The following is a 23,626-nucleotide window of genomic DNA, read 5'->3' as shown; positions in this document are numbered from 1 at the left end:
AATATCTCCCTATCTATAAAAGATAATTTTTTATAAATTCTTCTATTACTAATTGTTAATAGCTGTTTTCTCGTTGATTATTCATTTCGTTACTCTTATTTTTGAACATTGCTTTTTCATAAGGATATCTTTCTGATAACTAAGTACTTAAAAAACTAAATGGTACTGGCAATCAGCGAGTACCATTTAGTTCATCTTAATGGAATTTTTTTCTTAATTAACAGAAACTGTTTGGTTTTCAGCCAATAAGTTGCCACTTCCATCATAGAAATTCATTGTTACTTGATCATCAGCTTTGATTAGATCTGGCTTCACATAATAACTGATTGCCCCATCCTTAAAGCTCCCACCTTTACTGATCAGTTTACCATTGACAAACAAGTGTCCTTGGTGGACTTGGGTATCAGAACCATAGGCTCCTTTGATCGTTTGTGTGCCGATTTTATAAGTCAATTCGTTGATTTCAGCTGTTGGTGTTTGAATAGTGACCCCAATCTCTGATCCTGGAATTTGTTGTCCTCGATTGTTGGCACCCATCAAGACTACCTGATCGTCTTCTGATACTTTAAGGTTTCCTACATAATAACTGAACTTGCCATCTTTGAAGCTACCGCCTTGACTAACTTTTTCGCCATTGACCAACAAGATTCCTTGGTAAACATCGCCTGTGTAGCTTCCTTCGATCACTGTACTGATTCCCACACGATGGGCTTCTGTTAATTGACCCAGTTGTTCTCCTATAGTCACTGGTTGTGGGTCCCCTAGTGGCGTATTGAATTTATCATAGCCTTGAATCGTTGCTTGATCCCCTGCTTTGATGATTTGAGAGTTCACATAATAGCTAAACTTGCCATCTTTATAGGTTCCGCCCCAACTAACGACTTCTCCATTTACTACTAATTTCCCTTTATGGATATCCCCCGTATAAGTTCCAGTAATCGTTGAATCCCCCAACTGATACTCGTCCACTTGATCGATTGATCCTGAAGATTCGGAAATCACTTCAATCTCTTTGGAATCCATCAATTCCTTCTCTTTGTTGTAGCCATCTAATACGACTTTGTCACCGACTTTTAATTTGCCAGCACCGACATAATAGCTGAATTGACCATCTTTGAAGCTACCGCCCCAGCTGACAACTTTGCCATTAACGGTTAATCGGCCGAGAGACATATCCCCTGTGTAAGTTCCAGTAATATTGACATCTCCTACATGATATTCTTGTGGTTTCAACTCACTTTTCACTAGTTCTGCCACATAAGTTCCTGCCGTTAAATCCCCAGTTCCGTAATTTGTCATAAAGTCAGCAGGTGAATAGCCTTTGGACTGACCATCTTCACGAATCCAATTTCCTGTCAGCTGATCTCCATCGTTCAATGCTTTCGGTGCTGATAAACCAGTGTCTCCAACCGCTTTAAAGTGATCGCCTAGTGTTAATTTATTAAGTGAAGTATCAGCAAACATATCACTCATATCTGTTACTTTGCTAGTGTCAAAGCTGCTTACATCTAGACTTGTTATGCTACCCATACTACTAAACATAGAAGCCATATCTGTTACTTTGCTGGTGTTAAAGTTGCTTAAATCTAGATTTGTTAAGTTACTCATATCGTAAAACATATACCTCATATCTGTTACGTTACTGGTATCAAACCCACTTAAATCTAAACTTGTTACGCTGCTCATACCTTGAAACATAGATTCCATAGATGTTACGTTGCTAGTATCCAGTTGACTTAACCCTTCGATTTCAGTTACATTCGCAAGGTTACCTCTAGTGCTATTTCCAGTAAATAATAAATTAGCATTTTCTGGAGCAACTACTTTTCCAGCCAAGACAATTTTCTTGATGGCTTTAATATCTACTTTGTCGCTGTTCCATGGTGATTCTGCAGCGCCACTTAACTCACCTGCTCCGATTGTTAACGTTCCTGTATTTTCATCAAACATATACGGACTAGTACCCCACGTCTCTGTTTCAACGGAAACATACGTGCCAGCAGTCAAATCACCAGTGCCATAGTTGTTCATGAAATCTTCTGCTGAATAAAACGTCCCTTTGCCATCTTCTCTCATCCAAGCAGAAGTAAGACTTGCGTTTTTTCCGTCTGCTCCTACAAATTTAAATGTATCTCCTAGAATTAATTTCTTAAGTGGAGTATTATGAAACATACTCTTCATAGATGTTACTTTGCTAGTGTCAAAGCTGCTTAAATCTAGACTTGTTACGCTGCTCATACCATAAAACATATAACCCATATCTGTTACGTTACTGGTATCCATTTGACTTAGCCCTTCGATTTCAGTTACATTCGTAAGATCCTTACCACCGGCACTTGTACTAAATAAGAATTCAGAATTTTCTGGAGCCACTACTTTTCCAGACAAAACAATTTTCTTGATTGCTTCAAGATCCACTGTTCCGCTGTTCCATGGTGATTCTTCATAACCACTTAACTCACCTGCTTCGATCGTCAATACCCCTGTATTTTCATCAAACGTGTACGGACTAGTGCCCCACGTGCCTGTTTCAACGGAAATATACGTGCCAGCAGTCAGATCACCAGTGCCATAGTTTTTCATGAAATCTTCTGCTGTATAAACCTTTCCTTTGCCATCTTCTCGCTTCCAAGCAGAAGTAAGAGATCCTTGTCCATTAACAAATTTAAATGTGTCTCCTAGTGTTAATTTCTTAAGTGGAGTATTATAAAACATAGAAGTCATATCTGTTACTTTGCTAGTGTCAAAGCCACTTACATCTAAACTTATTACGCTATCCATACCTTTAAACATATTACTCATAGTTGTTACGTTACTGGTATCAAAACCACTTAAATCTAAACTTGTTATGTTACTCATACGGTTAAACATATTACTCATAGTTGTTACGTTACTGGTATCAAAACTACTTAAATCTAAACTTGTTACACTCTTCATATTGTAAAACATATTACCCATAGTTGTTACGTTACTGGTATCAAAACCACTTAAATCTAAACTTGTTACGCTGCTCATACCATCAAACATAGAAGCCATCTCTCTTACGTTGCTGGTATCCAGTTGACTTAACCCTTCGATTTCAGTTACATTCTTAAGGTTAATGCTACTTCCAGTAAATAATAAATTAGCATTTTCTGGAGCAACTACTTTTCCAGACAAGACAATTTTCTTGATGGCTGTACTATCCACTTTTTTGCTGTTCCATGGTGATCCTGAAGTGCTACTTAACTCACCCGCTCCGATTGTCAATACTCCTGTATCTTCATCAAACGTATACGAGCTGGTACCCCATGTGCCAGTTATCTTAGAAGCTGCTGCCACGTTCGCTTTTTGCGCTACTTTTGGCGCTTCAGCTGTTGGATTAGTTGCATCCCCTTCACTTTCAGCAGTCGGTGCTGTTGCTTGGTCTTGTTCTGTTGCTTGTTCTTGGGTGTTCTCAGTTGTTTCATCAGTTGTTTCATCGGTTGGTGCTAATGAATCACTAGTTGTAGTGGTTGAATCCGTTGGGTTTACTAACGGATCTGTAACGTTTTGTATCGTTTGATCGATGACTTCTTTTGCTTCATTCGCCTGTGTTTGTTCAGTAGCAGTTTCAGCTGTTGGTGACAAAGTATCCGCTAATGCCATCGTTGGTGCAATCCCAGTATTTCCCATCACACCAGCCACCGCAAACATCGTTAATAGCTGTTTTTTACGTTTTGCTGTTAATTTTTTCTTACTCATTTTTTTACTCCTTCATGTCCTTATTTTTGATCATCTATTTTCCATGAATACATCACTTTATCTGTTGGTTTGTATTCAATGGCTTTAGGCGTTTCGCCTTTTTTCAATTGGAAATAGAGGTCTCCTTCAATCGTCTCTCCTTTGTCCATTTCGTCCCCGAAGCTGGCAAAATCCATATTGATGGTTTGTTCCCCTTTATCTGTTTTCAATAAGAAATCAATCGCACCTAAGCCTTTCATATCAGCAGATACATTCTTCCCTTTGACGTGTACGCTATAGATGGTTTGTTTTTTTTGATTCGTATCGAGCAATGTCTTTTCTCCAAAATCAGTAAGCGTCATCTCGACCCCATTGACGATCAACGATTCTGCTTTTTTCTGCGTATGGCTAGCAGTACTAGTAGAAGTCGTTGTAGTCGAATGCGTCGTACCACAAGCGCTCAATCCCCAAAAGCAGGCAATTCCAGCTACGAAAAGTCCAATTGTTTTTTTCATTTCTTCCCTCCTTTTTTCTGCCTAGTCGCTAACTAATTCTATATTCAAGCAAATCCACTTGATTTACTTGTATCGCTATTTTACTCGTTTTAACCCCTAATAAACGCTCAATTTAACCACTTATTATTTTAAAATTTTGATCGTTTTTTTTTAATTCTTCTAAATTAGAGTGATTTTTCAGTGAATATGGTTAAGCATTGTTGTCCCTGGACAACAGATCCTTATTGACCGATTTAGCGATAGACACTCGTTTTCTCAAAGGTTTTCCCTTGGCTATTCATCTATACTTTCAGTATATTCACTAAAAAAACAGACTAAGCATAGCAGTTAAACACATCAATGGATGATGTTATACACTATGCTTAATCTGTTTCGATCCGTTCATTTGTCAGTCTTTTTTGGAAAACTACAGGCGTTTTTACAACGATGAGGGTATAGCAAACCTTAGTTTTCCTATTCTCTATGCTCTATTTCAGTTGAATTAATCATTTAAGTAATCTGGAGAAGCTAAAAGTGAACGTGTCACTTCTTTAGGTATCACAAAGGTTGGTGTGCCCATATAGCCAGGTGCGATCGAAAATTGATCGTAAACTAAGACTAGCTCGTGATTTTTATTGATATAAAAAGATGTGTCTTTAGTAACTAATGGCGTTTTTTTGATTAGTCCATCTTTAAAATCATCATCTGTCCAATAATACTGATCAGGGTTTTCTTTGCTATTTTTTTGCATTTGCTCTTTGACTTCATTTGTCAAAACGGAAAGATACTGATCATCTTTGAATAAAAGTGGTAAAGATAAGACTACTCCGCTTTTTTTATCAATCGTATCATAACGCTTTTCCGTATAGCTGTCTGCGGCAGTTTGTGTCATCTTTCGTTCAATCACTAAAAAACGCGGATCATCCAACAGTTTCTGATAATCTCCCGTAACTTGAAAATGATTTGTTTTAAAGTCTTGGTACTGTACTTTTGCTTTTTCAAAGTTTTCTTGTCCTTCACGAAAGTACTTTTTGTTCAGTCCAGCAATCGTCTGACTATTTTCTTTATCTTTTGTACTGATTTGCGGCACTCGGATCTCGATTGCTTCATCAGACAGTGTTTTCCCTAAAATTAATTTCACGACTGGGCCAATCAAGGGTAAATCTTCAGCAAAACTACGAATTTGATTGTTAAAAAAAACACTGCTGAACATCATCGCAATAATAGCAAAAGATAGAATAAGTCCTTTCACTTGTTTTTTTCGTTTCACTCGCTGGTTAAACCTTTGTTCTTCCAGTGAGTAGCGCTTGATCATCTCATTTTTGATACCATGAGGGATTTCTTGTTGTTGATAGACTTGTTTCAGTTGTTCTAGTTCCTTCTGAGCTGAATACATCCGTCTTTCTCTCCTTTATTGTGATTTTTACTGTAAGATTTTTCTTAGCTGATTTAACGTACGATACATTTTGGTTTTGACGGTGTTTTCATTCAAATCAAGAATCTCTGCAATTTCTTTTAAACGAAAGCCTTCAAAAAAATGTAAAATCAAAATTTCCTTTTCGGGGCTATCAATTCCTTCAATGATTCCATGTAAATCAGTCAATGAATCGTCCATTGTGTGAGCGAGTTGAATCGTTTCTTCTTCCAATGTTTCCGATTGATTTCGTTTTTGCTTACGCCAAGCATCGATCGCTGTTCGTATCAAAATACGATAAAACCAAGCTGAAAATCGTTCAATCTCTTTCCCTTGTTCAATAGCAGCTAACGCTTTATGAAAACTGTCTTGCATTACGTCCAATGCTTCTTCTTTGTTATGAACATAATTCATTGTGATCCGAAACATTTTCTCATATTCCTCTTGGATCAATTCACTTAATAAATTCTTTGATTTTTCGATTTGCTTCTTTTTCTTGTAACGATTAAAAATCGGACCCATCTCCTTTCCCTCTCACTTACTATGACGATCAAACAAATCAAAAAGTTTCAATTTTTTTAATTTATGTAAAAAAACAATACAAAAAAACTGCAGATCCCTTATTGGGGGATCTGCAGCTATGAATCCGAAAGTCTATTCTTCGGTGAACTCTTCGTCCTCGTAGTCTTCGTCTTCATCGTCATCTTCAATGATGCTTAGATCTTCTTCGATGTTGCCTGGTAATTCTTCTTCATCGTCACTTGTGTCGTCTGCACCGATTTCTTGCAAGTCAGAGTTATAAGCAGCGATTTCTTCATCATCGTCATCATCATCTTCAAAAAGATCATCGTCATCTTCGTCAGACAAGTCAGTATCTTCTGGGTCATCATCATTATAATCGATCGCATCTTCATCATCGTTGATAAAGGCATTGACTTTTTTACGTTTGCGTCGACGAGGTGTATCTTCATCTTCTTCGTCAATTCCATGGTTTACTTCTTCATCGATCGAATCGATCGCATACCATGAACGCAAGCCCCAACGATTGTCACCTAATGAAATAAAGCTACCATCAATATTTAAGTCAGTATAAAATTGTGCCAGTGAATCACGAATCTCACTGTCTGATTTTCCAAGATAGGTTTGGATTTGGTTGGCTAAATCAGAAAAATCCATCACATCGCCACGTTGTTCTAAGATCGCATGTGCTACTTCGATCATTGATAATTCGTTTTTGTTTGCACCTTCAAATACACTAATTTCCAATCAGGACACGTCCTTTCACAGTCTACTCCTTATCATACAAAATCATACGTAAAAAATCAAACGTTTCTTTGCGATTTAAGCAGTAAAATCTAAAGTTAAATAATATTCCCCTAATTTTTCTGGTCCCATTAGCAAGTCGTATTCAATCATTACTTTCCCAGCGGTTGGTCGGTCTTTCAGACTAACATGTAATTCTTTGGTATACGTTTCAATTTGAAGCATGCCATAAGGTGTCCGATACGTTGTTTCCAAACGTTCACGATACCCGAATTTTAGTCGCATCCGTGTTTCTCCCGCACGAATCAATTGAACCTGTCCATCGGGCATCAATTTGATCGTTACAGGGATTTCTTCTGCTGTATTTTCCTGAATTTCCTGGTATCGTATGTATAACGTATCCCCAATTTTGACCATTTGACCTTTCAGATCAAAGAAAAAGTCTTGATGCTCCCCATTTTGCATGACTTTCGTCCGTAATTTGATTGAAATGGGTGTTCCTTGCGATTGTGCCATTTTACCTTCTCCTTTACTTCATATAGGTACATTGTTCCTAGTTTTCGTCTATTTGTCAAACAACTCGTCATCGAAGAGGTTGTGAAAGCATCGGGGAGCTCCGATGACAATAAGAAAGAATTTTTTAAAATAGCTTCTCATATTTTGAAAAATTCAGGCTTATTTCAAGGAGCTGATGCTTGAACACCGTTTATTCGTTTTTAGAGCTACCAGAAGAGACTGAGCCAAGTTTTGTCCCAGACTCAATAAATTCTTTTTTTAGAGTATATTAGAGTATAGTATAATAATGAGAGAAACTCCCATGAAACGATGACAAACGTGAATCATTGGAATGTCAATCGATGATTAATTATATAAAGGAGCGAATGTAATGAATCCAACAATTATTTTGGATCAAAAAATTTATCAAAAAAATGATTTTACCCCTTTTGCTCTGACGGATATCTTAACCGAGTATTCAAAAAAAAACAACCAAAACTTTCTCCATTTTTGGCAATATGAACAAACGGTGATCTTAGGAATGAAAGATACTCGAACGCCCTACTTCCATGAAGGCATTCAGGAGCTAAGAAAAGCAGGCTATCAGCCAATCGTTCGTAACGCTGGTGGATTAGGGATCATCTCTGATCAAGGGGTTTTAAATATCTCATTGATTTTCCCTCAAAACGAACAGGAGAAGATATCGATTGATGCTGCCTATGAAAAAATGCTCACATTGACTCGTCTGGCTTTTCCAACCGTATCAATCGAAGCTTTTGAAGTGACTCATTCTTATTGTCCTGGTACGTATGACCTGAGTATCAACGGTAAAAAGTTTGCGGGGATCGCCCAACGTCGCATAAAAAATGGGATTTCTGTGATGATGTATGTTAGTGTCAATGGCGCACAACAAACCAGAGGTCAAGCGATGAAACGATTCTATCAAGAAGCGCTGAAAGAGGATTTCGGTACGAATGGTTATCCGGCGGTCGTTCCTGAAAGTATGGCAACCTTAGCTGATTTACTTGAAACGCCTTTAACCATTGAGGATGTAAAACAACAATTCCAATTGGCACTCACACAACTCTATGGAGAGAGTCGTTCAGTTGATGCGCTCTGCTGGAAAGAGGCACATGTCACTTCTGAACAGTGGACGGATCAAATCAATCGAATGGAAGAACGAAATAAATTAAAGGAGCTTGCTGATGACTATTCCTTATAAATATCAATTATTACCGATCGAAAAGGTCTTTCGTGACCCGGTCCATAACTATATCCATGTCCAACACCAAGTCATTTTAGACTTGATCAATTCAAAAGAAGTCCAACGATTGCGCCGTATCAAACAGTTAGGCACTTCTTCCTTTACTTTTCACGGCGCTGAACATAGTCGATTCACTCATTCATTAGGGGTCTATGAAATTTCAAGACGGATCTGTGATATCTTTTCCCGCAATTTCCCTCAAGAAAAAATTGGCGCTGACGGCTGGGATGATCGAGAACGTTTGGTTACATTGTGCGCAGCATTGCTTCACGATGTTGGTCATGGTCCTTATTCTCATACATTTGAGCATATTTTCCATACGAATCATGAAGCGATCACTGTAGAGATCATTACTTCTCCCGAAACGGAAGTTTATCAAATTTTGAATCGTGTGGAAGAAGGATTTCCAGAAAAAGTCGCCAGTGTGATCCAAAAAACATATCCTAATCCCCAAGTCGTCCAAATGATTTCTAGTCAGATCGATGCTGATCGAATGGATTACTTGTTGCGAGATGCCTATTACACTGGGACAGAATACGGTACGTTTGATTTAACCCGAATTTTACGTGTTATTCGTCCCTATAAAGGCGGGATCGCCTTTTCGATGAATGGGATGCACGCAGTCGAAGATTATATTGTGAGCCGCTATCAAATGTACGTTCAAGTTTATTTTCACCCTGTGTCTCGTGGCATGGAAGTAATTTTAGAACACTTGTTACATCGGGCGCATGAGTTGTATCGAGAAGATCCCAATGTGTTTGAATCCCATTCTCAACTACTCTTACCGTTTCTTGACGAAAACTTTACACTGGATGAGTATTTAAAATTAGACGATGGCGTTTTAGGAACTTATTTTACCCAATGGACAGAATTTTCTGATCCAATCTTAAGTGATTTAGCTAAACGTTTCTTATACCGTAAACCGTTAAAATCGGCAACTTTTTCTGGGGATCGCTCTTCTTCCTTGATCAAGGAAATGACTGCTCTTGTGGAAAAAGTTGGCTACAATCCTGTCTACTATACTGCCATCAATTCCAGTTATGATTTGCCTTATGATTTTTATCGCCCCGAAGAAGGACGCCATCGAACACAAATCGAAATCTTGCGAAATGATGGAACTTTGGTAGAATTATCAGAGGTGAGCCAACTTGTGGCTGCTCTTGCTGGACAAGAACAAGGAGATGAACGATTTTTCTTTCCAAAAGAAATGGTTGATCCGTCTTTAAGAAATCACTACGATCTATTTGACGAAACCTATCAAGAATTTGCAAGCCATATCCGCAATGGTTCACTGATTACCCAAACAAACTAAAACACACGATCACTGGAGGAAATTATGTCTATCAAGTTAGTCGCCATCGACATCGATGGAACCTTATTAAATGAGAAAAGAGAAATTACAGCAGACGTCAAAGAAGCGATTGCTCAGGCTGTCGCTAAAGGAGTAGCTATCGTCTTGTGTACCGGCAGACCGTTGCCTGGTGTCCAGGAACAGTTGAATGAACTCGATTTATTCCAAGAAAATGACTACGTGATCACCTACAATGGCGCACTTGTCCAACAAACAAAATCAGGAAAAATCATCGCACGTCATGGTTTGACACATGAAGATTATTTAGAAATCGAAGTGATGGCTCGTCGAGTTGGCAGTCATCTACATTCCATTGATGATCAGGCGATTTACACCTCTAATCGTGATATCAGTGCGTATACGATCCATGAAGCCAGCTTAGTTCATATGCCGTTGAAATACCGCACACCTGAAGAAATGACACCAGATATCAATTTGGTTAAAATGATGATGATCGACGAACCTGATATCTTAGATGCTGCGATTGCTCGTTTGCCACAAACATTCCGTGAAAAATACACGACAGTGAAAAGTGCACCTTATTACTTTGAAGTATTAAACAAAGAAGCAAGTAAAGGCGCAGCCGTTGCGAACTTAGCGCAACATCTTGGAATCGATCAGGATGAAATCATGGCGATTGGTGACAACGAAAATGACTTATCGATGATTGAATATGCTGGCTTAGGCGTTGCGATGGGAAATGCAGTTCCGCTAGTTAAAGAAGCTGCCAACGTGGTCACTAAAACAAATGAAGAACATGGTGTGGCAGAAGCGATCAAAACGTATGTTTTATCATAATAAAAATAACACTTGCTACTAAATAAAAATCCAAAACCAGTTCGTCACTGACTGTACGCTGGTTTTGGATTTTTTCTGGATTTAATTGTTTTAATTGTTCAATAACCATTTTTCAACCGCCCACTTGTGGCTACCTCGTTTTAATTTTTCAATGGCTTCTTGTGGTGTGACCCACCAAATGGTATTCGTCTTTTCAGTTGGTTCTGCCACTTGTTGCCAGCCGTTTGCCACGTAAAAGTAGCCTGGGTTATAGTAATAGGTCTGACGGTAATTGGAATAAAAATACTCATCCGCTTCCCCTAGATAAGTCGCAATTTCTGCGACGATCCCCATTTCCTCAAGGAGTTCTCTCTTAAGAGCTGCTTCTTTTGTTTCCATCGCTTCGATCTCTCCACCAGGTAAAAAATAAGCACCATTTGGAGCTTCAATCAAAGCTAGTTTGTTCTTTTCTTCCACGATGATATAGGCAGCATATCGTGGGGAATACTGGACCCCTGCTTCTTTTTCACCAAATACTGGTTTATCCATCATTTTGTCCACCTTAAGCTTATTTACTTTTTATTTTACATGAGAGTTTTCTCATAAACAAGCGCAAATCTTCTATTGCTCTTTCTTTTTTTGTTATGATGAAAAAAAAGGAAAGGAAGTAGTTATTTATGAAAATGGCTCATACTTGCGTTCGAGTAAAAGATCTTGACGCTTCATTAGAATTTTACCAAAAAGCGTTTGGCTTTGAAGAAAGTCGTCGTCGTGATTTTCCAGAAAACAAATTCACCCTTGTTTATTTAACTTTACCAGGAGATGACTACGAACTAGAATTAACTTATAACTATGATCATGAAGGCTATGATCTAGGGAATGGCTATGGACACATTGCTATTGCTGCGGATGATTTAGAAGCACTTCACGAAAAACACCAAGCAGAAGGATTCAATGTGACAGACCTAAAAGGACTTCCAGGAACAGCTCCTTCTTATTATTTCGTTGTTGACCCTGACGGATATAAAATCGAAGTTATTCGGGGATAAGGTTGTGAAGACATTGGGTAGCTCCGAGGATAATAAGAAAGAATTTTTTGAAACAGCTTCTCATGTTTTGAAAAATTCAGGCTTATTTCAAGGAGCTGATGTTTGAACGCCGTGGATAAGGTCGTGAAAACATGGTCTTCTTCATTCCACAGAAGAACTTACGAAGCGAGTAACCGCAGAAAATGCAAAAAAGAAAAGGTTGGGACAATAATCAGTTTTTTTCTGACTATTGTCCTACTCTCTTTATTAAGGAGAAAATCACTATGAATAAAAAATTTTTTACTGGATCAAAAGTTTCTAGCGAAAATGCTTTATTTCAAAATCATGTCAGTAATTATTCTAATTATCTATATGATCAAAACTTTATTTGGTTAAAAAAAGAACCTTCGACACTTGAATTAGATGATATAAATACTAAATTTATGTCAAAATGGTTAAATGATTCCCCACTCTTTAAATTTGACTTTAAGCCTTCTGCTAAATTCATAGCTACGCTAGAAAGCAAAGGATTTTTTACAGAACAAATGTTAATTTTTACTATTCCAAGTAGCAAACTAGTATTTCAAGAATCTCAGAATTTTGAAATCTCAAAAGTAACTACAAACACACTGGATAAATTTTTAGAAGTAAAATTTAATCAAGATATCATATACGGAGAAGAATTTGCAAACATAAATAAAAATTTTCTTCTTTCTTTATTTAAAGAAGGAATACTAGATATTTTTATCGCTACTTTAAATCAAAAAGTAATTGGTTTTGTTAATGTCATTAAGCATATTTCTAACATTGAAATTTATGATATTTACACACTTCCAAAATTTAGGAATAGATATGTTGCAACCGCGTTACAACAATACGTAGGAAAATTTTATAATGATACCACTATAGTTGTTATCGCTGACTATGCAGATACACCTAAAGAAATGTATGCAAAATTAGGATATGAGATAAGTGGTTCGTTTTATCAAGCTCAAAAATATGATAAATAATAGAACAAATACTTTACTTAGTCAAAAAGAAAAACTATTTATATCTATTACCAGAATTTTTTAACTTTATTCTGGACGGCTACCGCAAATTTTAAATCATTCATCCTAACTTAGTACATATTAAATATTTCCCAATTTATTATCCTATCATAAGAGGTTGGGACAATAATCAGTTTTTCTGACTATTGTCCCAACCTCTCCTTTTTTATTATTATCAGAACTCCCCGATACCTTCACAACTACCCAAGCATAATGCTTTCTTCTGGGTATTTGTAATTGGCTTCTGCCCTGTTCGCTTTTACTAGTAGTGAAAAAACTACTGTCATGATTCCTACTCGACCGATATACATCAAAGAAATAATGACTAGTTTTCCAATCAATGTCAAATCCGGGGTCAACCCCATCGTCAAACCAACTGTCCCAAAAGCGGAAAAGACTTCAAACGCAATATATTCGATTCCTGACGTTTTAGGAATCGTCTCCGTCACAGATAGGACCATGATCGCAACAACACATAAAGAGAGAGTTACAAAGAAAAGAGTCAATGCACGTAGCACGGCTGCTTGGCGAATGGTTCGACCGAAGGCTTCTGCTCGTGTCTTTCCTTTGAACATGGCATGCATTTGGATCAATAAAATTCCTAATGTCGTAGTTTTCAGTCCTCCAGCTGTCGAACCAGAAGTTCCTCCGATGTACATCAAAAACATCGTTAAAATCAATCCTGCATGACTCATCTGTAAATAATCAATAGAGTAATAGCCTGCTGTTCTTGGTGTCACACTCATAAAAAATGTATTCGCTAATCTTTCTGTAAACGTACCTTTAACTAAAGTCAGTCCATTTCTTTCAGTGATGAAAAATAAAATAAATCCACCAATTAATAAGAGTGCAGTTACAGATAAGGCGACTTTTGAATGTAGTGTGATTTTTTTGACCCGATGATAACTTAGAATATCACGCCAGACAATAAAACCTAATCCACCTGCAATGATCAACGCTGAAACGACCATGATCAGGTAAACATTTGTTTGATCCGCGAGTAAACTGTCTCCTAATAAATCAAATCCTGCATTACAAAAACTAGAAACGGCATGAAAGATACTAAACCAGATTCCTTTAACCCAACCAAATTCAGGAATAAAAACTACACTCAAAGCAACCGCCCCGATTACTTGGATCACCACCGCAAATTTTAAGATATAGATCATTAACTTAATTACACCCGACATCTCTTCAAGGTTTAAGGCTTCCTTTAGTACAATCCGCATACTAAAACTGATTTTTTTCTTCGCAATAGCAAAAAAGAGGATCGGGATCATCATAAAGCCTAACCCACCGATTTCAATCAAGGTCATGATCAAAAACTGTCCTGCACTATTCCAATGCTCCGCAGTATTCAGTGTCGTCAAACCAGTCACACAAACAGCTGAGGTTGCAGTGAATAAGGCATCAATAAAATGGGTGCTTTCTCCGCTGCGGCTAAAAAATGGTAACGTCAGTAAGCTACCTCCAAACAGGATCAAGATAAAAAAACCAGCAGCAATTAGCTGGACAGGTGATAATCGTTTTCTTACTCTTTTTTTCATGATAGTCATTCCTTATGCTTAATTTTTATCTAAGATCTCAGAACGACATTTTGTTCTGCGATCATAAATAGGTACAAAATGAATCATTGGCGTGAAGCAATTACTCGGCAATAAGCCTGAATTTTTCAAAACATGAGAAGCTGTTTCAAAAAATTCTTTCTTACTGTCATCGGAGTTCCCGATGTTTTCACGACCTTACTCACGGTGTTCAAAGCATTACTTCTGCGGAATTAAGCTCAAAAAATCAAAAATATGAAAAGCTATTTTCAATTTTTAGTTCTTAATTCTTGAAGCAGACCATGCTTTTCACGACCTTACTCACGGCGTTCAAGAAGCAACTCCTCAACAATAAGCGATGATTTTCTAAAATAGGAGAAGCTATTTAAAAAAATCCTCCCTTATTCGCTCGGAGCTGACCGCTTCTTTCACGACCTCTTTCCATTATAAGCAAACGAGCGCAAGAAGAAAAATAAATGACTACTTTTTCTTCTTACGCTAAATTCGATTTGTTTTGATCATGAAAAAAGTCATTAGAATGCTGAATTGGATCAGCCTTACTCTTCTGTTCCCATATTTTTCACTTTGATCAGGCGAGTTACTTCTGCTCGTTCGTTTTCTTCCAGCTTCATTTTAATATAATAAATCGTTTCTTCCAATTGAGGAATCGTCATATATTCCAACGCATTGACCCTTCTTCTGGTTTTCTCGATCTCTTCAGCCATGAGTTGACATGTTTTTTCAACTTCTGCCAGCTTCAAAAGCTTTGGTAAGAGCTGCGTAAAACCATCGATCGAACGATCCAACTCTGCATTAGAATGAAGATAGCCATACTCTAATGGTGTCTCATTCAATGTTTCATCGTATTGAAAATTCATGAGGGGAACTTTGACACTCATAATATTTTTCTCAACTACAGAAAGTGAGACGTTTTCCGCTGGTAATGCTAAAAGTTCGTCAATGAAGGCTTCTTCGACTGTTGACTTTGCTAAGACAAAATCTTTCATTGCTGTTTGGGTTTCTTTTTCTATTGCTTGGCGTAACTCATTATTTTTACGGATCAGTAAAATAAATTGACGCATCAATTCATCTTGTTTATCCTTTAAAAGTTTGTGTCCCCTTGTCGCTGTCGTTAATTGTTTCTTTAAACGAGTTAACTCCATTCTCGTAGGATTAACGTTTAATCGCATAAGGAACTCACTTCCCTTCTGGCAAATACTTATCCAGTAAATCATCCTTGATTCGTTTTAACTCGGTTCTTGGAAGCATCGCCAACAGTTCCCAACCTAAGTCAAGCGTTTCTGTGATCGTCCGATTGGTGTAAAATCCTTGGTTGACATATTCGTTTTCAAATCGTTCCGCAAATTTTGCATAGATTTTATCAATATCTGACAAGGCAGATTCACCTAAAACGACAGCTAATTCCTTCGCTTGTTTTCCTTGCGCATAGGCGGCAAACAATTGGTTCATCGTTGCTGCGTGGTCTTCTCTCGTTTTACCGGCACCTGTTCCTTTGTCCTTCAACCGTGAAAGAGAAGGCAAGACATCGATCGGTGGTTGAATCCCACTCTTATAAAGCTCTCTCGTTAAAATGATCTGACCTTCTGTAATATAACCCGTCAAATCGGGAATCGGATGAGTCTTATCATCTTCTGGCATCGTCAAGATCGGAATTTGAGTCACAGAACCTTTCAATCCTCTAATCCGTCCAGCTCGTTCAAATAAGGTGGCTAAGTTTGTGTAAAGATAGCCTGGATAACCACGACGGCCAGGAACTTCTCGACGTGCGGCCGAAATTTCTCTGAGCGCTTCTGCATAGTTGGTCATATCGGTCATGATGACTAAGACGTGCATGCCTTTTTCATAAGCTAAATATTCAGCAGCCGTCAATGCCATTCTTGGTGTGGCGATTCGTTCGATTGCTGGATCATTAGCTAAATTCATAAACATAACGGAGCGGTCAATCGCACCTGTTTGTCTAAAGTCTTCCATAAAAAATTCGGCTTCTTCAAAAGTAATACCGATAGCAGCAAAAACCACAGCAAAATCATCGGAAGAATCCAAAACAGTTGCTTGGCGAGCAATTTGGGCAGCCAACTCTTTGTGTGGTAAACCTGAGCCAGAAAAAACCGGCAATTTTTGACCACGAACTAATGTATTCAAATGATCGATTGCTGAAATCCCTGTTTGGATAAATTCATCGGGATAATCTCTAGCAATTGGATTGATTACTTCGCCATTGATATCTAAATATTTTTCTGGCAAGATTTCAGGTCCATTGTCTTTTGGTCGACCAAGACCATCAAAAACCCGACCGATCATGTCTTCTGATACCCCTAATTGTAAAGGGTGTCCTAAAAAACGTACGGAAGAATTTTTTAGATTGATTCCACTTGTTCCTTCAAAGATCTGAACCATTGCTTTGTCTTCTTGGACTTCTAGTACTTGTCCACGACGAATCTCGCCGTTTTGCATCCGAACTTCAATCAATTCTTCATATTTGACTCCCGAAACTTTTTCGACTGCCATCAAAGGGCCGACCACTTCTTTGATTGTACGATATTCTTTAATCATCGGTCATCCCTCCTTCTGAAACAATCAATTGGATCGTTTCTTTGATTTCTTCATTTATACTACTAATTTTGGCTAACTCTTCTTCTGGAATATACTTGCTCCGACTAATGCGTTCTCTGACTGCTACTGTACCTTCCATGATTTCATTGAAGTACGCTCCCAACGATAAGGCTTTTCGTGCTTCTTTCCCAAAAGTCAAAATAACTTTCAACATGTTGAATTGTTTTTCTCTTGAAGTAAACGTATCTACATCATCAAAAGCATTTTGTTGTAAATAGTCTTCTCGAATCGATTTTGCTACTTCAAGGGTCAAGCGATCGTTATCAGAAAGCGAATCGATCCCTACCAAGCGCACGATTTCATTTAATTGTTCTTCTTCTTGCAAGATCCGCATGCCTTCAGTTACCATATCAGACCAATCCTGTTGTAAGATTTGATCCATATATCTGCCAACTTCTGTTGAATATAATGAGTAACTTTGGATCCAGTTAATCGATGGAAAATGTCTTTTTTGAGCAAGACTAGAATCTAATCCCCAGAAAACCTTTACCACTCGTAAGGTATTTTGAGTCACTGGTTCAGAGATATCTCCACCAGAAGGAGAAACCGCACTGATGGCAGTGATACTGCCCTCACGTTGGTCAGAGCCTAGAGCAATGACACGTCCTGAACGTTCATAGTATTCAGCTAGACGAGAGCCCAGATAAGCGGGATAACCTTCATCACCAGGCATTTCTTCTAAACGTCCGCTCATTTCACGCAGTGCTTCTGCCCAACGAGAAGTGGAATCTGCCATGATTGCTACATCATACCCCATGTCGCGGAAGTACTCAGCAATCGTGATTCCCGTATAAATAGAAGCTTCTCGAGCAGCTACTGGCATGTTCGATGTATTAGCGATCAACACAGTTCGTTCCATCAAAGACTCGCCCGTATTTGGATCGATCAGTTCAGGAAATTCATTGACGACATCCGTCATTTCATTTCCTCGTTCCCCACAACCAACGTAAACCACTAGATCTACGTCCGACCACTTAGCAATCTGGTGTTGCACAACTGTCTTCCCTGCACCAAACGGACCTGGAACGGCTGCCGCTCCTCCTTTAGTTACTGGGAAAAACGTGTCAATGACCCTTTGACCGGTGATCATCGGTACATCTGGATTTAATTTTTGTTTGATTGGTCGACCACGACGTACTGGCCATTTTTGCATCATCGTCAGCTCTTTTAAGCCTTGTTCCGTTTCGATCACACAAATCGGATCATCGATCGTAAATGATCCAGATTCAATTTTTTGTACAGTTCCTTTGATACCATTAGGGACCATGATTTTGTGCTGAATGATCTTCGTTTCATCCACGTACCCAATAATGTCTCCAGCACTTACTTCTGTTCCTTCTTCGATTGTCGCTTCAAACCACCATTGTTTCTCATGATCTAAAGCTGGTAATTGGACCCCACGTCCTAAGAAGTTACTTTGAGTCACTTCCATAAATGTATCCAGTGGTCTTTGAATCCCGTCAAACATTTGTGAAATGATTCCTGGTCCTAGCTCAACAGATAGTGCTTCCCCAGTTGAACGAACAGGTTCCCCGGGACCAATTCCTGAAGTTTCTTCATATACTTGAATAGACGCCACATCTTGACGCATCTCAATGATTTCGCCGATGACTCCTAAATCTCCCACTAAACACATGTCTTGAATACTTGCTTCTGACATATTTTCTGCCATAACGAGAGGACCGGAGACTTTTATGATTTTTCCAATTTGCAAATGACTATCTCCTTTTCCTATTATAAAATATTTTGTCCAACAGCTTTTTCCACACTATTTTGGATCTCTTCTAAACCGATACCAAGGGTTCCTTGATGACTAGGAATCAAAATGATCGCAGGTGTCAATTGTCCTTTATAGCGCTCAATCGTTTCAGGGACCAGATTTGCACATTGTTCGGTGATATAGATCACACCATATTCATTCTTAGCCATCTCATCGATTGTTTTTCTTATTTCAGTCTTTGTCGTACCATGCTGTACATCAAAGCCAAATAATCGAAAAGGCGAGACAGAATCCTTGTCACCTACTACTCCAATTTTATAAGTCATAGACCTGTCTCATCCTTTCTTTTAGTTGTTCCAGTGAAAAGTGATTTCGTTTGCCAATGATCAAAAGGCGCAGATTTTTACTTTCGACTTCTTTTGCGTTCAAAAAAGCTAGTAATGGTAACGGGCCAAACGCTTGTGTCTGTGCTACTTGATAAAAAGAACTTAAATAATCATCTTTCAATTGTTCCAAGCTGACTAGATCAATCTGTTCTTCATGGATGACTTGCTTTAATAGCTCACTGTAATCTGTTGTCAGTAAAAACTGAGTAAAAGATGCCATTTCCCCACGAACAAAGGAAAGCAATGTGTCTTTCGGAATACTTCCTGAACTTGAAATAACTGTTGTCATAAAACCTGCAGAACGATGCTGCAAGATCCCTCTTGCTGTCGTGGTGATATTCGTTAAATCGATAAAAGCAATGATCTCTTCTAATAGTTCAGGGTAACCAAGCTGTTCCCCTAAGCGACGTTGCTCGGTTAGAAAACAACGGTCATAAATCACATCGATCCCTTGTAAAATAGTCGATTCTTCGCAGTATTCATGAACTTCTCGAATATAATCCATGAGACTGTCTGGCAATTCCACCGACACTTGCGTGTGAATCGCATCTTTCAACACTTCCAGCGAATAAAATCCATCATGGATGTAAAGGTGATCAAGGTTTTGCCCTGTGATCTCAGCCTTTGTCAATACTTTCAAATTATGGAAAGTGTAACGCATCGTATAGATCCAAACGATTTCCGGTTCTGGTGCAGATTCTTTCAACCACTGGAATAATTTGCTGCGTTCCTGAGAGAGATTGGCTTCAAAATCCTTGTCAAAGCCGTCATAGATATACGGCTGATAGATCGTGGATTGTAAGATTTCTCCAAGTGAATCAATCGAATCGGTTTGGATCATTTGCTCAAACGTGTCTTTTGAAATCAACTCTAATTCTCTACCACGTATCAAGGGATTTAATTCATGATACTCCATTTAACAATCCCTCCTTAGTCAAATAATTCTTTGGCAATTTCAGCACTCATCGTCTCTTGAATTTCCTTGATCAAGTGACTAAATAAAAAGTTATATTGGATACCAGCATCATCAATGATCAACCCTGCTTGTGCTTTTTCAGTAAAGTCTTCCCGGATTAATTCAAAAGGAAGTTCTTCATTCCATTCAGCGATGACCGCAGGTGTTAAGATATCCGCTGATTTTTCTCCTGGGATCAAGCGAGCTGTGCCATTGATCGGTAATGTTTGGATCATTTGCTTCATCAATGCAAGTTGTTCTTCTTTTGGTTCATTTTCTAACTGAAGCGTTGCTTCCGTGAATAAACGCTGTAAAACTTCTTGTTTCACATTTAAGATTTCTTGTTTCACTTGCATTTTTTGCTTGTTTCTCAACTGGCGATAACTTCGTTCAATTTCTTCCAGTTTACTTGCTTTTTCTTTCTGAAAATCTGCTTCGATCTGCCACTTTTTCACTTCAAATTTTTGATCGATTTCTTTGCGCTTCATTTCTTCGAATGATGCACGTTCGAGTTGTGCTGTTTCATTTATTTGAGTGATGATTTTATCAATCGCATCCACCGTCATTCCTCCTTATAAGCTAGGCTATTACGCATTTAAGACCAGTAAGAAAGAAATAACGAAACCTAAGATGGCATATGTTTCAACCATCGCAGCAAAAATGATCCCTTTCGTTGCATGCTCAGGTTTTTTCGCTAGAATTTGAATACCAGCAGCTGCAACCTTCCCTTGAGCGATCCCTGAGAATAAACCAGTAAAGGCAATCGGTAAGGAAGCTCCTAAGAAGTTCAATCCTTGAACGACAGACATATCGCTGCCTAAGTTGATAAAAATCAAGAAGGCGATAACGAAGCCGTATAATCCTTGGGTACCTGGAAGTAATTGTAAAATTAACGCTTGTCCGAATTTTTCTGGTTGACTGGTCGTCAATGCAGCTGCCGCTTCCCCAGTCATTCCAACGCCTTTAGCAGACCCGATTCCTGAAAAAATCGTTGCTGTTGCCATCGCTAATACTGCAAATACCATTCCACCATTTTGAGTAATCAAATAATCCATCATTGTATCAAATTCCTCCAATATTTCTATTTTTTCTTATGATTGATGTTGACGTATTTCTCCACCGTTTTTAGTGGTTTGAAGGAACGCCCTCCTCCAGTGTAAAACTTTCCAAAAAATTCTACATATTGTAATCGTGCGCCATGTACATAGGCACTCAAAAGTGTTAAGAACATATTCAAAGCCTGTAGGACAATGATCAATAAAATTCCGACACTAAAACGAGCAGCTGGAGGCATAAAAGCAACTAACATGTTGAAAGCTGCGGCAATACTTCCTCCAGAGATTCCCAGTGCCATTAGTCGTGTATAGCTGACTAAGTCTCCGATATAGCCAGTTAGACCATATAAATTATACGCACCTTTGGCGATCCCCTTGGCTTTTGAAGAAGATTGGAAAACAGGAATGATCAAAATACATACGGCTGAAAGAACAGCTAATGCACCGCCTAAATAAACAAAGGCGTTGTTTTTAAGGATCATCGTTCCCAATAAAATCAGAATGATACCAAGCAAGATCCCTTGCCAAGCAAACCCATCATTCACGGCATCGACATATGCTTTTCGTTTGATATGTTCCTTAGCAGCAATAAATAGTCCGACTAAAATTTGGATCAACCCAAAAATTACGGATAAAATCAAGATCGTGTTGACATCATCTGTAGTAGACAAAATCGGAAATGGTAAATGAATACCAAAAATTTCTTTAGGCAATGCCGCCCCAAAAAATGAGCTGTAGATAAATCCCCAGATGATCGAAGGGATTGCTAGAATCTCAAAGAATTTTGCAAAACGTTGCATTCCCCGTGGCAATACCACTAATTTTTGGAGTAAAAATGCCCCTAAAAACATCAGTAACCCATACCCGATATCCGCCACCATCATGCCAAAAAAGACGAGGTAAAACGGCATCATCCACGGCGTTGGATCAACTTCTTCATACTTTGGTAAACTATACATCTCCGTTAACATCTCAAAAGGAGCAACGATCGGATGATTCTTTAGTTTGGTCGGTACTTCTTCAGCAATTTCATTGTCCGTTGGCTCGTCAAAGGTCAAATAGACTTCTTCACTTGCTAAGACATTTTGTAGCATGTGGATCAATTCTTGTTTTTCTTCATGATCCACCCAGCCTTGAATCAGAATCAGATAAGGAGTATGAATGATCCGGTCCTTGATTGCTTCTCGTTCAGAGCGAGCCAAGAAGATTTCTTCCGTCCATTCGAAATCTTTGATATACCCACTACAAGCTCCAATGGCTGAAGAGAGTTTCTTTTGTTGGTCCTTGATTTCCTGTAAACTTTGTTTTGCAGCAACTAACTGTTGCTGTGGTGTCCCCTCATACAGATAGTCTTCTTTAACAAATCCATAACGACTGGCGATTTCTTCCATGCGTGACTCGTCAGCTCGTAAAACAATGTAGGCAAAGTAAGTCGTTGTTGGTGAAGAGTTGATTTCTTCTAAATAGGCTTCGTTTATCTCAGCAACTTCAGCTTTAAAAGATTCAGCATTTTTAGCATTGACCGTTCCAATGACTAGCTTGGTCATTTGACTATCAAATGCTTTAGGTGCCAGATCCAGATTTTGCCAATTGAGCAACCAATTCTCTTGGTCTTCCAATTGTTGGCGTTCGTCTACCAGTTGCTCCCATTGTTCCTTCAAAAGTAAGACTTCTTCCAGCTTTTTCGAAAAAGCTTCTTCTGAATAATTTTTTTCCAAAGTATCTAACGAAAGTTCACGCCTTTTTAAGTGTTGTTTTTTCTGACTTTTTTCGCCATGATGTTCGATAAATTGGATAGCTGTACGAATATCCGTTAATTTATAGGATAATTTCGCCAGTTCCTTGTCCTTATCGATCATCTCTGGTTCAGGAAAAAACGTCTCTACCCATTGATTGTTTTCAGATTCTTGGAACAGATCACGGATTTCTACTGCATGAAGTCCTTGAACTGCTTGCAACAAGATTTCACGATTTTTCTTATCTGAAATGAGAGTCACTTTTTCCATTTTAGTGACAGCCATTTTTTTGTTTCATCCTTTCAATGATCTCATTTGTTAAGTTCTTTTTCTTCGCTATTTCCTCTTCTTCTTTTTCTAAATATGTTTTTTCTATTTCAAGAACTTTTTGACGAAATTGTTCTAAAATCAATTCCAGTTTGTGCTGTTCATCTTCAGTTACTTCCTCTTCATTTTTTCTTTTTTCTTTCATCAGCTTGGTTAATCGTTCTTGGAATTCTTTATTCAAATCGATTAATTCGTTATTTTTTAATTGTTCATATTGAGCAAGTTCAGCTTTGACCTGCTCTTCTTTTTTCTGATTATTCTCTTCTGCTTCTTTGATTCTTGTCAAAATTCGTGCCATTTCTGTCACAATCACTTCCCCCTTTCGATTAAAAAAGGACACATGCTCTCGTTACATTGAAAGTATGTGCCCTTTAGTTGACTAATGATGCTGAGCCCTTCAATATGTTCTTCTCACCCCTTGAAGAACGCGAT

General features: G+C 38.3%; 22 protein-coding genes and 1 other annotated feature (1 of these 23 only partly in view). Of the genes, 5 read left to right on the top strand and 17 right to left on the bottom strand.

Annotation, left to right across the window (positions count from 1 at the left end; genetic code table 11):
* Positions 1 to 213: 213 nt before the first annotated feature.
* The 6 genes from AB3H93_RS04835 to AB3H93_RS04810 form a co-directional block, all read right to left on the bottom strand.
* Positions 214 to 3,723 (bottom strand): immunoglobulin-like domain-containing protein, encoded by a 3,510-nt coding sequence (locus AB3H93_RS04835; protein ID WP_368020226.1) that lies wholly within the window; start codon positions 3,721 to 3,723, stop codon positions 214 to 216.
* A gap of 20 nt (positions 3,724 to 3,743) precedes the next feature.
* The gene (locus tag AB3H93_RS04830; protein ID WP_096710067.1) at positions 3,744 to 4,217 is read right to left on the bottom strand and encodes a DUF4352 domain-containing protein; all 474 of its coding nucleotides are present in this window, start codon (positions 4,215 to 4,217) and stop codon (positions 3,744 to 3,746) included.
* Between the two features lie 481 nt (positions 4,218 to 4,698).
* Positions 4,699 to 5,592: an RsiV family protein gene (locus tag AB3H93_RS04825; protein ID WP_367010513.1), complete on the bottom strand. Its 894-nt coding sequence runs from the start codon at positions 5,590 to 5,592 to the stop codon at positions 4,699 to 4,701.
* Positions 5,593 to 5,619: 27 nt separating this feature from the next.
* Entirely contained in the window at positions 5,620 to 6,132 is a 513-nt protein-coding gene (locus AB3H93_RS04820) for an RNA polymerase sigma factor (RefSeq protein WP_034699109.1), read from the bottom strand.
* Between the two features lie 132 nt (positions 6,133 to 6,264).
* On the bottom strand, positions 6,265 to 6,876 hold the full coding sequence (rpoE, locus tag AB3H93_RS04815) for a DNA-directed RNA polymerase subunit delta (protein WP_010718626.1): 612 nt from the start codon (positions 6,874 to 6,876) through the stop codon (positions 6,265 to 6,267).
* Positions 6,877 to 6,951: 75 nt separating this feature from the next.
* Complete coding sequence (locus AB3H93_RS04810; protein ID WP_010718627.1) at positions 6,952 to 7,389, bottom strand: DUF1934 domain-containing protein; 438 nt, start codon at positions 7,387 to 7,389, stop codon at positions 6,952 to 6,954.
* Positions 7,390 to 7,759: 370 nt separating this feature from the next.
* Between AB3H93_RS04810 and AB3H93_RS04805 the strand changes: the two genes are divergently transcribed.
* The 3 genes from AB3H93_RS04805 to yidA are packed head-to-tail and all read left to right on the top strand — an operon-like array spanning position 7,760 to position 10,781.
* Positions 7,760 to 8,590 (top strand): lipoate--protein ligase family protein, encoded by an 831-nt coding sequence (locus tag AB3H93_RS04805; RefSeq protein WP_010738006.1) that lies wholly within the window; start codon positions 7,760 to 7,762, stop codon positions 8,588 to 8,590.
* Positions 8,574 to 9,944 carry an HD domain-containing protein gene (locus tag AB3H93_RS04800; protein WP_053765708.1) on the top strand — a complete coding sequence of 457 codons (1,371 nt, stop codon included), beginning with the start codon at positions 8,574 to 8,576 and terminating at the stop codon, positions 9,942 to 9,944. The genes AB3H93_RS04805 and AB3H93_RS04800 overlap by 17 nt, the downstream gene beginning before the upstream one ends.
* 24 nt (positions 9,945 to 9,968) lie before the next feature.
* Positions 9,969 to 10,781 (top strand): sugar-phosphatase, encoded by an 813-nt coding sequence (yidA, locus tag AB3H93_RS04795; protein ID WP_010718630.1) that lies wholly within the window; start codon positions 9,969 to 9,971, stop codon positions 10,779 to 10,781.
* Positions 10,782 to 10,871: 90 nt separating this feature from the next.
* On the opposite strand, the gene AB3H93_RS04790 is transcribed toward yidA, so the two are convergent.
* Positions 10,872 to 11,309, bottom strand: a complete 438-nt coding sequence (locus AB3H93_RS04790) for an NUDIX hydrolase (RefSeq protein WP_034699102.1) — start codon at positions 11,307 to 11,309, stop codon at positions 10,872 to 10,874.
* A 128-nt stretch (positions 11,310 to 11,437) separates the two neighbouring features.
* Between AB3H93_RS04790 and AB3H93_RS04785 the strand changes: the two genes are divergently transcribed.
* Entirely contained in the window at positions 11,438 to 11,809 is a 372-nt protein-coding gene (locus tag AB3H93_RS04785) for a VOC family protein (protein ID WP_010718633.1), read from the top strand.
* Between the two features lie 263 nt (positions 11,810 to 12,072).
* Positions 12,073 to 12,798 (top strand): GNAT family N-acetyltransferase, encoded by a 726-nt coding sequence (locus AB3H93_RS04780; RefSeq protein ID WP_096710062.1) that lies wholly within the window; start codon positions 12,073 to 12,075, stop codon positions 12,796 to 12,798.
* A 239-nt stretch (positions 12,799 to 13,037) separates the two neighbouring features.
* Here the strand turns inward: AB3H93_RS04780 and AB3H93_RS04775 are convergent, their stop codons facing one another.
* The 10 genes from AB3H93_RS04775 to AB3H93_RS04730 form a co-directional block, all read right to left on the bottom strand.
* Entirely contained in the window at positions 13,038 to 14,384 is a 1,347-nt protein-coding gene (locus tag AB3H93_RS04775) for a TrkH family potassium uptake protein (protein WP_088745692.1), read from the bottom strand.
* A 554-nt stretch (positions 14,385 to 14,938) separates the two neighbouring features.
* Positions 14,939 to 15,571: a V-type ATP synthase subunit D gene (locus tag AB3H93_RS04770; protein ID WP_080292479.1), complete on the bottom strand. Its 633-nt coding sequence runs from the start codon at positions 15,569 to 15,571 to the stop codon at positions 14,939 to 14,941.
* Between the two features lie 7 nt (positions 15,572 to 15,578).
* Complete coding sequence (locus AB3H93_RS04765; RefSeq protein ID WP_010718636.1) at positions 15,579 to 16,955, bottom strand: V-type ATP synthase subunit B; 1,377 nt, start codon at positions 16,953 to 16,955, stop codon at positions 15,579 to 15,581.
* A complete protein-coding gene (locus AB3H93_RS04760) occupies positions 16,948 to 18,729 on the bottom strand; it encodes a V-type ATP synthase subunit A (protein ID WP_010718637.1) in 1,782 nt (593 codons plus the stop codon). The genes AB3H93_RS04765 and AB3H93_RS04760 overlap by 8 nt, the downstream gene beginning before the upstream one ends.
* A 20-nt stretch (positions 18,730 to 18,749) precedes the next feature.
* Entirely contained in the window at positions 18,750 to 19,061 is a 312-nt protein-coding gene (locus AB3H93_RS04755; protein ID WP_010718638.1) for a V-type ATP synthase subunit F, read from the bottom strand.
* Positions 19,051 to 20,037 carry a V-type ATPase subunit gene (locus AB3H93_RS04750; RefSeq protein ID WP_010738013.1) on the bottom strand — a complete coding sequence of 329 codons (987 nt, stop codon included), beginning with the start codon at positions 20,035 to 20,037 and terminating at the stop codon, positions 19,051 to 19,053. Before AB3H93_RS04750 ends, AB3H93_RS04755 begins: the two co-directional genes overlap by 11 nt.
* 14 nt (positions 20,038 to 20,051) lie before the next feature.
* Positions 20,052 to 20,642 (bottom strand): V-type sodium ATPase subunit E, encoded by a 591-nt coding sequence (gene ntpE, locus AB3H93_RS04745; RefSeq protein ID WP_185079699.1) that lies wholly within the window; start codon positions 20,640 to 20,642, stop codon positions 20,052 to 20,054.
* A 21-nt stretch (positions 20,643 to 20,663) separates the two neighbouring features.
* On the bottom strand, positions 20,664 to 21,134 hold the full coding sequence (locus AB3H93_RS04740; RefSeq protein ID WP_010738015.1) for a V-type ATP synthase subunit K: 471 nt from the start codon (positions 21,132 to 21,134) through the stop codon (positions 20,664 to 20,666).
* Positions 21,135 to 21,157: 23 nt separating this feature from the next.
* Positions 21,158 to 23,152: a V-type ATP synthase subunit I gene (locus tag AB3H93_RS04735; RefSeq protein WP_034867349.1), complete on the bottom strand. Its 1,995-nt coding sequence runs from the start codon at positions 23,150 to 23,152 to the stop codon at positions 21,158 to 21,160.
* A complete protein-coding gene (locus tag AB3H93_RS04730) occupies positions 23,139 to 23,492 on the bottom strand; it encodes an ATPase V (protein WP_192924300.1) in 354 nt (117 codons plus the stop codon). Before AB3H93_RS04730 ends, AB3H93_RS04735 begins: the two co-directional genes overlap by 14 nt.
* Before the next feature lie 107 nt (positions 23,493 to 23,599).
* Positions 23,600 to 23,626, bottom strand: a sequence feature (sodium ion sensor (DUF1646 type); this cis-regulatory element may regulate processes involved in with the transportation of sodium ions); it runs 22 nt beyond the window's last position.

Source organism: Enterococcus sp. C74 (assembly GCF_040887125.1).
Taxonomy (GTDB): domain Bacteria; phylum Bacillota; class Bacilli; order Lactobacillales; family Enterococcaceae; genus Enterococcus_B; species Enterococcus_B hirae.
This window is presented reverse-complemented; position numbering and strand designations above follow the sequence as displayed.

Bases quoted from the DNA above. Each gene is read 5' to 3' on its own strand.
- AB3H93_RS04835 (WP_368020226.1), bottom strand. From the start codon at position 3,723: ATGAGTAAGAAAAAATTAACAGCAAAACGTAAAAAACAGCTATTAACG.
- AB3H93_RS04830 (WP_096710067.1), bottom strand. From the start codon at position 4,217: ATGAAAAAAACAATTGGACTTTTCGTAGCTGGAATTGCCTGCTTTTGG.
- AB3H93_RS04825 (WP_367010513.1), bottom strand. From the start codon at position 5,592: ATGTATTCAGCTCAGAAGGAACTAGAACAACTGAAACAAGTCTATCAA.
- AB3H93_RS04820 (WP_034699109.1), bottom strand. From the start codon at position 6,132: ATGGGTCCGATTTTTAATCGTTACAAGAAAAAGAAGCAAATCGAAAAA.
- AB3H93_RS04810 (WP_010718627.1), bottom strand. From the start codon at position 7,389: ATGGCACAATCGCAAGGAACACCCATTTCAATCAAATTACGGACGAAA.
- AB3H93_RS04805 (WP_010738006.1), top strand. From the start codon at position 7,760: ATGAATCCAACAATTATTTTGGATCAAAAAATTTATCAAAAAAATGAT.
- AB3H93_RS04800 (WP_053765708.1), top strand. From the start codon at position 8,574: ATGACTATTCCTTATAAATATCAATTATTACCGATCGAAAAGGTCTTT.
- yidA (WP_010718630.1), top strand. From the start codon at position 9,969: ATGTCTATCAAGTTAGTCGCCATCGACATCGATGGAACCTTATTAAAT.
- AB3H93_RS04790 (WP_034699102.1), bottom strand. From the start codon at position 11,309: ATGGATAAACCAGTATTTGGTGAAAAAGAAGCAGGGGTCCAGTATTCC.
- AB3H93_RS04785 (WP_010718633.1), top strand. From the start codon at position 11,438: ATGAAAATGGCTCATACTTGCGTTCGAGTAAAAGATCTTGACGCTTCA.
- AB3H93_RS04780 (WP_096710062.1), top strand. From the start codon at position 12,073: ATGAATAAAAAATTTTTTACTGGATCAAAAGTTTCTAGCGAAAATGCT.
- AB3H93_RS04775 (WP_088745692.1), bottom strand. From the start codon at position 14,384: ATGAAAAAAAGAGTAAGAAAACGATTATCACCTGTCCAGCTAATTGCT.
- AB3H93_RS04770 (WP_080292479.1), bottom strand. From the start codon at position 15,571: ATGCGATTAAACGTTAATCCTACGAGAATGGAGTTAACTCGTTTAAAG.
- AB3H93_RS04765 (WP_010718636.1), bottom strand. From the start codon at position 16,955: ATGATTAAAGAATATCGTACAATCAAAGAAGTGGTCGGCCCTTTGATG.
- AB3H93_RS04755 (WP_010718638.1), bottom strand. From the start codon at position 19,061: ATGACTTATAAAATTGGAGTAGTAGGTGACAAGGATTCTGTCTCGCCT.
- AB3H93_RS04750 (WP_010738013.1), bottom strand. From the start codon at position 20,037: ATGGAGTATCATGAATTAAATCCCTTGATACGTGGTAGAGAATTAGAG.
- ntpE (WP_185079699.1), bottom strand. From the start codon at position 20,642: ATGACGGTGGATGCGATTGATAAAATCATCACTCAAATAAATGAAACA.
- AB3H93_RS04740 (WP_010738015.1), bottom strand. From the start codon at position 21,134: ATGATGGATTATTTGATTACTCAAAATGGTGGAATGGTATTTGCAGTA.
- AB3H93_RS04735 (WP_034867349.1), bottom strand. From the start codon at position 23,152: ATGGCTGTCACTAAAATGGAAAAAGTGACTCTCATTTCAGATAAGAAA.
- AB3H93_RS04730 (WP_192924300.1), bottom strand. From the start codon at position 23,492: ATGGCACGAATTTTGACAAGAATCAAAGAAGCAGAAGAGAATAATCAG.